Origin of the sequence: Novacetimonas cocois (assembly GCF_003311635.1) — a bacterium.
In the GTDB taxonomy this organism is placed as follows: Bacteria; Pseudomonadota; Alphaproteobacteria; order Acetobacterales; family Acetobacteraceae; genus Novacetimonas; species Novacetimonas cocois.
In genome coordinates, this window is sequence record NZ_QEXL01000009.1 from 127,823 (window position 1) to 140,973 (window position 13,151).

Consider the following 13,151-nt stretch of genomic DNA (forward strand, 5'->3'; position numbering starts at 1 on the left):
GGATCAGTCGATCGAAAAACTGGTGCCGCACCCGCATGATGACGTGGCCTGCGGATTGTGGATGGTGAAATGCGCGCCCATCAGGCTGTCCTTGAAATCCAGTTCCCCCCCGGCCAGCAGGTCGAGGCTGGCGGGATCGACGATCACGTTCGTCTTCCCCGCCGGGATCAGGATGTCGTCGGGGGCGATGTCGGTCTCAAGCGCGAATTTGTACTGGAATCCGTTGCATCCGCCCGCCAGGACCGAAACCCGCAGGCCGGGCATCGGGCCGGAGGTCGCGCCCTGTTCGTCGATGATCTCGCGCAGGCGCTTCACCGCGCCGTCGGAGACGCGGAAAGCGGAGGAAGTGGCGTGTTCGGCGGTCATGTCCATCGGGTATCACCATCGTGTGACGAAAGCGGCGAGCGCGGCGGCAAGGTGGCCTTCGCGTCCCGGGCGGGTTATCGGACAAGGACGGATGCGCGGCCATCGCGCCCGGTCCTCATGCGGGATAGAGGTATATATGAGTGTCGCTCCCTACGCTGTCCAGATCGCGACCGCGCGCGGTCGCCTCCATCGGGAAGAGGAGGCCCCCACGCGCACGCCATGGCAACGCGATCGTGACCGCATCGTCCATTCGGCCGCGTTTAGGACATTGCAGTACAAAACGCAGGTCTTCCTCAATCACGAGGGCGATTTCTTCCGCACGCGCCTGACCCATTCGCTGGAGGTCGCGCAGATCGCGCGTTCCATCGCCCGCAGGCTCGACCTTGACGAGGACCTGACGGAAGGGCTGGCGCTGGCGCATGACGTGGGCCACACCCCCTTTGGCCATGCGGGGGAGGAGGCGCTGTCGGCGGCGATGCAGCCATGGGGCGGTTTCGATCACAATACCCAGTCCCTGCGGCTGGTCACGAAGCTGGAGCGGCATTATTTCGCCTTTGACGGGCTGAACCTGACATGGGAACTGCTGGAGGGACTGGCGAAGCATAACGGGCCGGTCGATCATCCCACCCCCTTTGTCGCGGAATACGCGGCGCGCCATGGACTGGAACTTGGCAGCTTCGCCTCGGCCGAGGCACAGGTCGCGGCACAGTCGGACGATATCGCCTATCACGCGCACGACCTTGACGACGGGCTGCGCGCGGGGCTGCTGCACCTGCCCGACCTCGAGGACCTGCCCGTGGTGGGCGAGGCGCTGGCCCAGGCCCGCCATGTCCAGCGCGAGGTGGGGGCGGCAGGGTGCGGGGCCAATGACCCGCGCCTGCGGCACGAGACGATCCGCCGCGTCATCAACGTGCTGGCGACCGACCTGACCGCGCAGACGCAGCGCAACCTTGAACGCCTGTCGCCGCGTTGCGCCGATGACATCCGCCACGCGCCATATCCGGTCGTGGAATACAGCGTTCCCATCCGCGAGGCGAACGCGGAGATCCGCAAATTCCTGTATGCCCGGCTTTACCGTCACTGGCGGGTGAACCGCATGACGCGCAAGGCGCGGCTGACGGTCGAATCGATTTTCACCATCCTGTCGGAAAACATGACCCTGCTGCCTGATGGATGGCGCGAACAGGCACTGGCGGCGCAGGATGCGAAAAAGATGGCTGATGCGCACCGGGGCGTGGCGGATTATATAGCCGGGATGACCGACCGCCTCGCGATGGAGGAATATCGGCGGTTGACGGACCTGTCCTCGCCGGGGTGAAACAGCATGGCATCATGCCATGACCGTCTTCGGGGCGTGGCGTGTCCATCGCGATCTGTTCCGGGCCTGTGGCCCCGGGTGTCAATTTTGGGAAACCGCACCGCATGTCTGACAGTCTGTTCGTCCGCTATCTTTCGCATGTGCGCGAGGCACTGGGCCGGGTCGTGCCCGACCTGCCCCCCGCCATCATGCAGCGGGTGGAGGTCACGCCCACGCGCGATCCGTCGCACGGCGACCTTGCGACGAATGCGGCGCTGCTGGTGGCGAAGGTCGCGCGGCGCAGGCCGGCCGATATCGCGGCCGACCTTGCGCGCGCCCTCGAATCCGTGCCGGGTATCAGCGCGGCGCAGGCCGCAGGCCCCGGATTCGTGAACCTGAAGCTTGAACCCTCGGTCCTGCAGGCGGTGGCGGGACAGGTGCTGCATGCGGGCGAATCCTATGGCGACAGCCAGGCCGGACACGGCGTGAAGGTGAACGTGGAATACGTCTCCGCCAATCCGACGGGGCCGATGCATGTCGGGCACTGCCGTGGGGCGGTGGTTGGCGATGCGCTGGCGAACCTGCTGTCAAAGGCGGGATATGACGTCACCAAGGAATATTACATCAACGACGCCGGGGCGCAGGTCATGGCACTCGCATGGGCGGCGTACTGGCGTTACCTGCAGGCGATCGGCACGCCCCTGACGCAGGATGAATTCGCAGCCCTCGTCCCCGGTGGCATCCAGTATGGCGGTGACTACCTCGTGCCGGTGGGGCAGGCGCTGGCCGCCCGTCATGGCACGTCGCTTGCAGTCGCGGATGGCCGTCCCGCGCCGGTGGACGTGTGGATGAAAACCGTGCGGACCGAGACGGTGGCGCGCATGATGGCGATGATCCGCGAGGATCTGGAGGCGCTGGGCGTGCATCATGACGTCTTCACCAGCGAGGCGAAGATCCTCGCGGACGGGGAGACTGACCGCGCCATCGACCGGCTGGCGGCGAAGGGCCTGATTTACGAAGGCGTGCTGGAACCGCCCAAGGGCAAGCTGCCCGATGACTGGGAGGCCCGGCCGCAGACGCTGTTCCGCTCAACCGAATTTGGCGATGACGTGGACCGCCCGCTGCGCAAGTCCGACGGGTCGAACACGTATTTTGCCAACGATATCGGCTATCACGCGGACAAGATCGCGCGTGGGGCGGACGTGCTGATCGATGTGTGGGGCGCGGACCATGGCGGCTATGTCACGCGCATGAAGGCCGCTGTCGCGGCGCTGGGCCAGGACGGGAAGCCGGAACTCGACGTGCTTTTGTGCCAGATCGTGCGCATCGTGCGCGACGGGCAGCCGGTGCGCATGTCCAAGCGGGCAGGCACGTTCGTCACCCTGCGCGATCTGATTGACGAGGTCGGGCGCGATGCGGTGCGCTTTACGATGCTGACGCGCAAGGCCGATGCGCAGATGGAATTCGACCTTGATCAGGTCGTGGCGCAGAGCCGCGACAACCCCGTCTTTTACGTGCAGTACGCCCATGCGCGCTGCTGTTCGGTGATGCGTGGCGCGGCGGAACTGGCGCAGGCGGGCCGGCTGCCCGGCGACCTGTCGGTGGAGGCGCTGGCGCAGGCGGACCTGTCCGGCCTGACGTCGGATGCGGAACTGGCGGTGCTGGGCCGCATGGCGCAGTGGCCGCGCGTGGTCGAAAGCGCCGCCGCAGCGCATGAGCCGCATCGCATCGCCTTCTACCTTCAGGAACTGGCGGCGGATTTCCATGCGCTGTGGAACCGGGGCCGTGATGATGCCACATTGCGCTTCCTGCATGAGGATGATGCCGCGCTGACCCGGACGAAACTGGCACTGGTCGAGGCCACGGCAACCGTGATCCGTTCGGGTCTGCGCGTTCTGGGGGTCGAGCCGGTCAAGGAGATGCGATGAGTCCTGCAGACCCCACCGACCGTAATCCCAACCAGGATCGGATCAACCGCGAGCGTGAGCGCATGAGCCCCGATTACGGGGATGACGAGGACGATCCGCGCACGCCGATGGAACCGAACGAGCCCGGTTCGTCCCGGCGCGGTGGCCGGGGACGCGGGATCAGGTCCACCCTGTCCGGCCTTATGGGGTCCGGGCTGCTGGGCGGCAACGATCCGATGACGCGCCGGCTGCTGTACGGGGCGGCGGGCCTTGGCGGCCTGCTGATCGTGCTCGTGGGCGGGTGGTCGCTGTTCGGGCATCACCAGAACGGCATTCCCGTCATCGGTCCGCCACCGGGGCCGCTGCGCGTGAAACCTGTCGATCCGGGCGGCATGCAGGTGCTGGGCACGGATGCGGCGGGCGACGGCGCGGATGGCGGGCACATGGCCCCCGGCCCGGAACAGCCTCAGCCCGACGCGATGGCCCGCCAGTACGGACAGGCCACGACGCCGGAGCTGCCTCCCACCGCCCCGCCAGCGCAGGGGCAGGCACCGGCGCAGGTGCCGGGCGTGCAGTCCGAGCCCCTGGCGTCGGCCCAGCCCGAAAGTGCGCCATTGCCGCCCGCGCCGGCCCCGTCCACGCCACCTGCCGCGTCGCAACCCGTGCCAGCCCCGGCTGCGGCGGCACAGCAGGACGAGGCGCAGGAGGAGGAGGGCACCGCGCCTGCAGCCGCCCCGGCGGCAGCCCCCGCGCATGGCGCGACGGGGCGTTACGGCGTGCAGCTTGCCGCGCTCGACAGCGAGGCGGCGGCCCAGAAAAGCTGGGGACGGCTGCAACGCCAGTACGCCTCCCTGTTCGGTGACAGGCAGCCCGCGATTGTCCGCGCCGAACGTAACGGGACGACGTTCTATCGCCTGCGGGTCAAGGGATTCGCCACCACGGCGGAGGCCTCGGCCTTCTGCCAGCAGGTCAAGGCGCACGGGCTGGCATGTAACCCGGTCCGGTTCTGAGCCTTCGGCATGTGTGTTTTTCATGCAGGCGCGAAAGGGCAGGGGACCGGCCATGCCTACTGAGGACCCGTCGGACAGGGATGGGGAATCGCCGGTCGTCCTGGCCCCGATCCTTCATCTGGACGGGTTTGACGGGCCGATGGACCTGCTGCTGGAGCTGGCGCGCGCGCAGAAGGTCGACCTTGCGCGGATTTCCATCGTGCAACTGGTGGAACAGTATCTTGCGGTGGTCGATTCCGCGCGTGACCTGCGGCTGGAACTGGCGGCGGACTGGCTGGTCATGGCGGCGTGGCTGGCATGGCTGAAATCGCGCCTGCTGCTGCCCGCCCACGAAGACGACGCACTGGACGCCGAAGAGGCGGCCGGCGTCCTTCAGGCGCGTCTTGTCGAACTTGAACGGATCGGGCTGGTGGCAGGATGGCTGGCGGCGCGTCCGCGTCTGGGCCATGACGTGTTCGAGCGTGGCGAGGCCGAGGACCTGGTGGAAATCGACCGTTCGGGCCTGGCGGTGGATATCGGACAGCTGATGCGTGGCTACATGGCGGTGATGCGCCGACGCGTGCGCAAACGTGCCTATCGTCCGCGCCAGTTCCATTTCTGGACCGTGCAGGACGCCCTGCGCCGCCTGCGTCGCCTGCTGGGGGAAAACATGGTCCCTGACTGGTGCAGCCTTGACGCCTTCCTGCCCACCGCGCGCGAGGCGGCGCGCAGCGACGGGGCGCATGACGCCGAACGTCGCGCGCAACAGCGCGCGGCGGTGGCCGGAACCTTGCTCGCCTCGTTGGAAATGGCCAAGAACGGCATCATAGAATTACGCCAGAACAAGGAATTCGGCCAGATCCTGCTGCGCCGCAACCCGCAGGCCGACCTGCCGGAAACAGGAATGGAACCCGCATGACGACCACCCCGCCCGGCGATGATCCCGCGCCCCGCCTGCCCCTGCCGGAGGTGTCTGTCCCTGAAAGGGAGGCGACGCTCGCCGCGTCGGCAATGGCGGAGACGTCCGGAGACATCGTGGTTTCGGAGATGTCGCTGCGTCTGGTCGAGGCACTGATTTTCGCCCGCGCCGAACCCGTCAGCGAACGTGCGATCGCCGAACTGCTGGAAACGCAGGGCGACATTCCCGCCGGCGTGCAGGACCTTGCGGCCTATACCCGCGCGACGCTGGATGCGCTGCTTGCCCTTTACGAAGGGCGCGGCGTCATGCCGGTGCTGGTCGCGGGGGGGTGGCAGTTCCGCACCACGCCGGATCTCGCGCCGCGCCTGACGCGGGTGCTGCGCCGTCCGCGCCGCCTTGCGCGTTCCACCATGGAAACGCTGGCGATCATCGCCTATCACCAGCCCTGCACCCGCGCGGAAATCGAGGGGATACGTGGTGTCTCGCTCAGCCAGCAGGTGCTCGACACCCTGCTGGAGGCCGAACTGGTGGTGCCGCTGGGACGCAAGGAGGTGCCCGGGCGTCCCATCCTGTGGGGCACGTCGGAGGGGTTCCTGCGGCATTTCGGCCTGCGCGACCTGCGTGACCTGCCCCGGCGGGAGGAACTTCTGGTGGATGTGCCCGATCTGGCGCAGCCTTCCGCCCCGGACGTGACGGAAGGGAAAAGCGGAGCCGATGCCCCTGATCCGTCAGGAATGCCTGAGGACGCCCCGGCTGATGCCGAAGGCGGGGACGGGCGCATGGGTGACGCGTCTGCTGGTCCTGACGACGTGGTTTGCGCACCGCCCGATGCGTGATAGGTCTGCGGACGGTTTTTTCGCGCATGCGATGGATTGATGAAACGCTGGCGACGGCGGATGGCTTCGCCACGGGCCGGGCAGGAAGGGGCAGGGCGTCATGTTCGATTTCGCGTGGTCTGAATTCGCCCTGATCGGGGCCGTGGGTCTGTTGCTGATCGGGCCGAAGGACATGCCGGTGGCGATCCGCACGGTGACCGGCCTGATCAAGAAGGCACGCAAGATGGCCGCCGAATTCCAGACCCATGTTGACGAAATGGTGCGCGAGGCCGACCTGACGGAGGCCCGTGACCAGCTTGGCCGTCTGCGCCGGATGAACGTGCGTGACCAGATCATGCGCGCGGTCGATGGCGACGGCAGCCTGCGTCGCACGCTCGACGAACGCCCGCTGGAGGCAGGGACCGCCCTGTCCGCGCCCACCATCGCCCCGCCGCCTGCGACCGGAGCGCACGAACCGCCCATGGCGGAGGTGGCGATGCCGTCGCGTTACCGGGGGGAGGCGACGATCCATATTCCGTCGCTGCATGATGAGCCGGTCGCGTGGCCCGCGATGGCGGGACCGCCCGCGCCGGATTTCCTGCCGCCGCAGGTGGCGCGGCGGATTGCCGATGAACGCGCGCGCCTCAATCCGCCTGCCTTCCTGCCGCCGGTGCGCGTGATCCATGCGGGCCGCCGCGTCGCCCCGTCGCGCGCGGGCGATGCGCCCAGTTCCTGAATGTCTGGCCCATGCCGGGGGATACGACGCTGAACGACGATACGCTTGATGACCAGCCCATGCCACTGCTTGACCATCTGGTCGAGCTTCGACGTCGCCTGTTGTGGTCGGTCGCGACGTTCGCGGTGTGTTTTGCGATCTGCTATTATTATTCCACGCAGATCTACATGTTCCTTGCCCGTCCGCTGGCGGACATCATGCGCCAGCAGGGGGAACAGCCGCACCTGATCTATACCGCCCTGGCGGAGGCGTTTTTCACCTACATGAAGGTGGCGTTTTTCGGCGCCGCCTGCCTGTCCTTTCCCATGATCGCCATACAGGCATGGATTTTCATCGCGCCCGGCCTGTACCGGAGCGAGAAGCGCGCCTTCGCGCCGTTCCTGATCGCGACCCCGGTGATGTTCCTGCTGGGCGCGTCGATGGCGTATTATTTCGTCTTTCCCGCCGCGTGGAAATTCTTCCTCTCGTTCCAGAGCAACGGGGCGCAGGGACATGACGGCATCCAGATCGAACTGCAGGCCAAGGTATCGGAATACCTGTCGCTGGTGATGAAGCTGATCCTGGCGTTCGGCACGGCGTTCGAACTGCCGGTCGTGCTGACGCTGCTGGCGCGGGTGGGGCTGGTGACGGCCGACGGGCTGGCGCGGGTGCGGCGTTATGCCTATGTCGGGGCATTCGTCATTGCCGCCATCCTGACGCCGCCCGACGTGATCACCCAGACCGGCCTGGCGGTGCCGATGATCGGACTTTATGAAATTTCCATCGTTTGCGCGCGTATGGTAGCCCCCCGCCGCGTGGACGAGACCGAGGAGGATTCCTGATGCACGACCTGCGCGCCCTTCGCGCCGATCCCGACGCGTTCGACGCCGACCTGAAGCGCCGGGGCGAACCACCCGTGGCCGCCGCCATTGTCGAACTGGACAGGGAACGTCGCGCCGCCGAAACCGCGTTGCAGGAATGCCAGGCCCAGCGCAAGACCCTGTCGAAGGAGGTGGGCGCCCTGCGGCGCAGCGGTGCCGACAGTTCGGAGGTGGAGGCGCGTTCGGCCGCCCTGCGTGAACGCATGGAGACGCTGGCGACGCAGGTGGCGGATCTGGATGCGAAGCTGCGCGGCACGCTGGAATGCCTGCCCAACCGGCTGGCCGCCGATGTGCCCGATGGCCGCGATGAAAGCGGCAATGTCGTGCGGCACACGTGGGGCACGCCGCGCGTCATGGATTTCGCGGCGAAGGAGCATTTCGAGCTGGGCGAGGCGCTGGGCCTGATGGATTTCGAAACCGCGTCGCGCCTGTCGGGCGCGCGCTTCGTCGTCCTGCGCGGGGCGCTGGCGCGGATGGAACGCGCGCTGGGGCAGTTCATGCTGGACCTGCATACGCGCGAAAATGGCTATGACGAGACCTCCGTCCCCGTTCTGGTCAATGACGAGGCGATGTACGGCACCGACAAGCTGCCGAAGTTCGCGGACCAGTCCTTCCGCACGACCGATGGCCGCTGGCTGATCCCCACGGCGGAGGTGCCGCTGACGGCCTCGGTAGGGGGGGAAATCCTGTCCGCCGACACGCTGCCGCGCCGCATGGTCGCCCTGTCGTCGTGTTTCCGCAGTGAGGCCGGGGCAGCGGGGCGCGATACGCGCGGCATGCTGCGCCAGCACCAGTTCCAGAAGGTGGAGATGGTGTCCATCACCGCGCCGGAGGACAGCGAGGCGGAACATGAACGCATGACCCGCTGCGCCGAGATGGTGCTTGAACGCCTTGGCGTGCCCTATCGCCGGATGCTGCTGTGCGCGGGGGATACCGGGTTCGGCGCGGCCCGTACCTTCGACCTGGAGGCATGGCTGCCGGGGCAGAAGGCATGGCGGGAAATTTCGTCATGTTCCACCACCCGCGATTTTCAGGCGCGCCGCATGAACGCCCGCTATCGCGCGGCGGATGGGAAGCCCGCCTTTGTCCATACACTCAACGGTTCGGGCCTTGCGGTCGGGCGTACCCTGATCGCGGTGATGGAAAACGGACAGAACGAAGATGGCTCCATCACGGTGCCAGAGGTGCTGTGGCCCTATATGGGCGGGACGCAGGTCATCACGGCTGGCGCGAAATAGGTTCCTACCCTCGGGGGCGTTGCCCCCGATCCCCCACCAAAGGTCGTGGACCTTTGGAAACCACTGCTTTTACAGGGGCGTTCTGAAAGGGCTGGTCCAGTAATACACTGAAATTGTAAAAGTTTTTGGTGAAGCTTTTGCAAAAAGCTTCGAAAGACGTCGCCTTTGCTGAAAAAAGGCGACACCCGCAAACCTCTGTCGTTTCTATCAGCAGATTATTTTCAGGCAGCCTTAACAAGCATCAGGATCCAGATGTTTCATGCCCGCGATGGCGCTGCGGGGCAGGAGGTCATTTCCTGCGCCGTGATCTGCCGCGTGGTCGGTCTTCCGCGCGCGGGCCGCGATCCGGGCGGTCATGGCCGCGTCGACGGGGTTGCATCTGCGGCATTTCGGCGCGTGTGCGCGTGCTCTGCTGGCGCAGTACGTCCTCGATCCAGTCATTGAGGCGCGTGGTGGCGATTTCCGCGTTCTCGCGATCGGGATAGGCATCGGGAAAGCGCAGGGCCAGCCATCGCCATGCCACCAGCCGCTTGTGCCGTTTTTCCGCGCGTTCCAGTTCGCTGCGCTCCGCCCGTTCGGCGGGGGGCAGGCGACCCGTGCCCGGTGGCGGCACGGGATGCCCGGCCGCATGGTCGGCCGCCCATCCCACCAGGCGCTGTATGCCGTTGTCGCGGTCATCGACCGGGCACATCGCGTAAACCCAGCGCTGCGCCAGCGTCAGCCCTTCCACCCCTTCCAGCGCGGTCGCGATGGCAAAGGCCTGTTCCATGTTGGCGAGGCGGTAATTGGGGTCATCCCGGCGCAGGACCGCCCGGCGGATGCGCACCAGCACGCCGAACAGGCTGTCGGACCCGATTTCGGCGGCGACGGCCTGCACGATGTCCGCGTCGGGCTGCACCTGCGGACGCAGGTCGTCCTGCGGGTCGGGCGGGGCCGACAGCTTCGCATGGATGAACGAGGGACTGCCCACCCCCTCCAGCACTGCGACGACGCCCTTTTCATGCTTGCCGAAGCGCCCGGCGCGGCCGCCGATCTGCTTGACCTCCTGCGCGTTGAGGTCGCGTGTCTGCGTGCCGTCGAACTTGCGCAGGGCGGCAAAGACCACGCGGCGGATCGTCAGGTTCAGGCCCATGCCGATGGCGTCGGTCGCGATCAGGATGTCGGCCTCCCCCCGGTTGAAACGCTGCGCCTCCGCGCGGCGGACTTCGGGGCTCAGCGCGCCATAGACGACGGCCACGCGCTTGCCATGCGCCAGCAGCAGCGCGCGCAGGTCCAGCACCTCGCGCCGGGAAAATGCGATCAGCGCGTCATGCGCCTGAAGGTCCTGTATGCGCACCGGCGAATCCGCGGCGACCAGCGGGCTCTTGCGTTCGAGGTGTACTTCGTCGATCGGATCACCGCACAGTTCGGCGATGCGGCGGACCATCGGGATGCAGTCCGGCGCGCCAAGGATGAACAGGTGCCGCGCGGGGGCGCCCATGATCGCCGCCGTCCATGCCGCCCCACGGTCGGGATCGGTCAGCATCTGGGCCTCGTCAATGATGGCGACATCGACGGGATTGTTCAGCGGGCACATCTCCACCGTTGCGGCAAGGTGGCGGCTGCCGGGGACGTCGATCCGTTCCTCCCCGGTGGCGAGCGAGGTCGGGACGCCGCGCGCCGTCAGGGATTCGCGGAATTCATGGGCCAGCAGGCGCAGCGGGGCCAGTGCCAGCCCGCTTTCGGCGCGGGCCAGCGCGTCCAGCGCGGTATGGGACTTGCCGCTGTTGGTGGGGCCGGTGACCAGCGTGATGCGGCGTTTGAGCGCGCGCGCGGTGGTGAAATGCGCGGCATAGCGGTCAAGGGCCGCGACCTGCGCGATCACGGCGTTCCCCACCCGGCGGTCGCCCATGTCGGGGGCGGGCGGGGTGGCGCGTTCGCTCCGGTCCTGGCGCCACAGCTGAACCTGCGGGCGCAGGGCAATCAGTTCGGCAGGGTCGAATTCCCATCGTTCCTGCCCGTCCTTCTGCGGCACGCGGCGGGCCACCGGCAGGCGCTTTTCCGCGATCCAGCGCAGTGCCTCCCGGTGGGAACAGCGCAGCAGGCCGGGGACCTCGGCAAAGGGGACGAGCTTCGTCTCCCATTCCCGCAGGCGCTGGACCTCTTCCTTGCGGCGGGCGCGGGCGGTCTGTTCGATTTCCTCGCGCCGGTTCCGGGTGCGCTGGTCGGATTCCTCGACCTGACGGGCGAAGGTATCGGGGTCCGCGATGTCGAACGCATCCGCCGCCGCAAGGGCCAGCGTGCGCAGTTCCGCGGGCGACAGCATGCGGCCGGTGCCGTCGAACAGGTCGGTGCGCACATTTTCCACCGCCGCCTGTGCGCTGTCGCCCTGATCGCGCAGGCGCGCGCGAATGACCGGGCGCAGGCTGGCCAGCAGGCGCGCGTCATCGGGTTCAGGCTCATCGACCGTCCCTGCCGCGGATTCGGCGTCCGCGCGGGTGACCCAGACCTGTCCCGCCCGACGGGTCAGGTCCATCAGGCGCGATCCCCACGGCTTGCGCCGCAGGGTGCACAGCGCCGCGCGGAACGTCGCGTCGTCGATATGTTCCGCGCCCGGCGGCAGGAGGCGCGCGATGATGCGCTCAAGCTTGGGCCGTTCGCGCGTTTCCACGTTCAGGCCCGTGGCCGCGATGGCGGCGTCCATGGCGATCAGGGCAGGTGCCCCGCGGGCGGGAAGATCAGAAGTCATGGCTCTTATGTGCGTCATTCGCGGGCGTCCGACAATCTCCCGCGCATGCGATATCGGGTGGAATCTGTGCGCAAAAGGGGCCGCGAAAGGGGCGGATATCACCATCAGGCAGGCGATATGGGGCGCGTCAGACGCAATTCTGCTTCCTTTGGGGCGAATTATGCAGGTTTATGCTGGAATACAACGCGCCAGATGCCTAAACATTCCCGCCTTGGAAAAATTGTCGTCGGATACATATGTCAGGGGTGCCTGCCATGTGTCCGCGTCAGTCGGGAGAATAAAGACCTTATGTCCGATACGTTGATCACGCCCGCCGCTGATGCTGTCCCGTCCGGGCTGGAGCCGGTGGCGGGTCAGCCGGGTGTTTTTCACCTTGCCCCGCCGGTCAAGGAATATGGCCACCTGAACGCGGAAACGGTGCTGACGGTCCATCACTGGACGGATCGCCTGTTCTCCTTCACCACGACGCGTGACCCCGCGCTCCGTTTCGAAAACGGGCAGTTCACGATGATCGGGATCGAGGTCGAGGGAAAGCCGCTCCTGCGCGCATACAGCATCGCCAGCGCCAATTACGAGGATAACCTCGAATTCCTGTCCATCGCCGTGCCGGATGGCCCGCTGACCTCGCGCCTGCGTCACGTCAAAGTCGGGGACAAGGTGCTGATCGGGCGCAAGCCGGTGGGGACGCTGCTGCTGGACAACCTGCGTCCGGGCCGCAACCTGTATTTCCTGTCCACAGGCACCGGGCTGGCCCCGTTCATGAGCCTGATCAAGGATCCGGAATGCTATGAGCGCTATGACCATGTCATCCTGAGCCATACGGTCCGCATTTCGGGTGAACTGGCCTATTCCAACCATATCCGCCACGAACTGCCGCGCCACGAATTCCTGGGCGAGGACGTGTCGGGCAAGCTGCTGTACTATCCCGCCGTCACGCGTGAGCCGTTTGCCGTGACCGACCGCATCACCAAGCTGATCGAGACGGGCAAGATCTTCAAGGATCTGAATATTCCCGAACTGGATCCCGAACATGACCGCGTCATGATCTGCGGTTCGCCGGAAATGCTGGCCGATACGGAAAAGATGCTTCAGGATCGTGGCTTCGACGAAGGCAACAATTCGAAGCCGGGTGCCTATGTCGTTGAAAAGGCGTTTGCCGAGCGTTGATTGCAAGGGGATCGCCATCCGTCCCCCGGTCATGTCCGTTGCGCGTATGTGCCGTGCATGGGGCGGGCGGATGGCGGTCGCGGGATTCTGGCGCCCTGCCCCGATCGGGCGTCGCGGCCGGCAGGTGTA

General features: G+C 66.7%; 11 protein-coding genes. 9 read left to right on the top strand and 2 right to left on the bottom strand.

What is annotated here, in order from left to right; all coding sequences use genetic code 11:
* Positions 1–3: 3 nt before the first annotated feature.
* Positions 4–372: a HesB/IscA family protein gene (locus NJLHNGOC_RS08315; RefSeq protein ID WP_113595949.1), complete on the bottom strand. Its 369-nt coding sequence runs from the start codon at positions 370–372 to the stop codon at positions 4–6.
* Between the two features lie 130 nt (positions 373–502).
* On the opposite strand from NJLHNGOC_RS08315, the gene NJLHNGOC_RS08320 reads away from it, so the two are divergent.
* The 8 genes from NJLHNGOC_RS08320 to serS all read left to right on the top strand — a co-directional run bounded on the left by NJLHNGOC_RS08320 (position 503) and on the right by serS (position 9,127).
* Complete coding sequence (locus NJLHNGOC_RS08320) at positions 503–1,684, top strand: deoxyguanosinetriphosphate triphosphohydrolase (protein ID WP_113595950.1); 1,182 nt, start codon at positions 503–505, stop codon at positions 1,682–1,684.
* A gap of 104 nt (positions 1,685–1,788) precedes the next feature.
* Positions 1,789–3,591 (top strand): arginine--tRNA ligase, encoded by a 1,803-nt coding sequence (gene argS, locus NJLHNGOC_RS08325; RefSeq protein WP_113595998.1) that lies wholly within the window; start codon positions 1,789–1,791, stop codon positions 3,589–3,591.
* Positions 3,588–4,580 (top strand): SPOR domain-containing protein, encoded by a 993-nt coding sequence (locus tag NJLHNGOC_RS16605; protein ID WP_113595951.1) that lies wholly within the window; start codon positions 3,588–3,590, stop codon positions 4,578–4,580. Before argS ends, NJLHNGOC_RS16605 begins: the two co-directional genes overlap by 4 nt.
* Positions 4,581–4,632: 52 nt before the next feature.
* Positions 4,633–5,478 (top strand): segregation and condensation protein A, encoded by an 846-nt coding sequence (locus NJLHNGOC_RS08335; protein WP_239021416.1) that lies wholly within the window; start codon positions 4,633–4,635, stop codon positions 5,476–5,478.
* Positions 5,479–5,570: 92 nt separating this feature from the next.
* Complete coding sequence (gene scpB, locus NJLHNGOC_RS08340) at positions 5,571–6,314, top strand: SMC-Scp complex subunit ScpB (RefSeq protein ID WP_113596000.1); 744 nt, start codon at positions 5,571–5,573, stop codon at positions 6,312–6,314.
* Between the two features lie 100 nt (positions 6,315–6,414).
* Positions 6,415–7,029: a Sec-independent protein translocase protein TatB gene (gene tatB / locus NJLHNGOC_RS08345; protein ID WP_113595952.1), complete on the top strand. Its 615-nt coding sequence runs from the start codon at positions 6,415–6,417 to the stop codon at positions 7,027–7,029.
* 11 nt (positions 7,030–7,040) lie between these two features.
* Positions 7,041–7,850, top strand: coding sequence for a twin-arginine translocase subunit TatC (tatC, locus tag NJLHNGOC_RS08350; RefSeq protein ID WP_113595953.1), 810 nt, complete (start codon positions 7,041–7,043; stop codon positions 7,848–7,850).
* Positions 7,850–9,127: a serine--tRNA ligase gene (serS, locus tag NJLHNGOC_RS08355; protein WP_113595954.1), complete on the top strand. Its 1,278-nt coding sequence runs from the start codon at positions 7,850–7,852 to the stop codon at positions 9,125–9,127. The genes tatC and serS overlap by 1 nt, the downstream gene beginning before the upstream one ends.
* 289 nt (positions 9,128–9,416) lie before the next feature.
* Here serS and NJLHNGOC_RS08360 read toward each other — a convergent pair whose 3' ends face one another.
* Complete coding sequence (locus NJLHNGOC_RS08360) at positions 9,417–11,855, bottom strand: helicase-related protein (protein ID WP_113595955.1); 2,439 nt, start codon at positions 11,853–11,855, stop codon at positions 9,417–9,419.
* 288 nt (positions 11,856–12,143) lie between these two features.
* On the opposite strand from NJLHNGOC_RS08360, the gene NJLHNGOC_RS08365 reads away from it, so the two are divergent.
* Positions 12,144–13,022 (top strand): ferredoxin--NADP reductase, encoded by an 879-nt coding sequence (locus NJLHNGOC_RS08365; RefSeq protein WP_113595956.1) that lies wholly within the window; start codon positions 12,144–12,146, stop codon positions 13,020–13,022.
* The last annotated feature ends 129 nt before the right edge of the window (positions 13,023–13,151 follow it).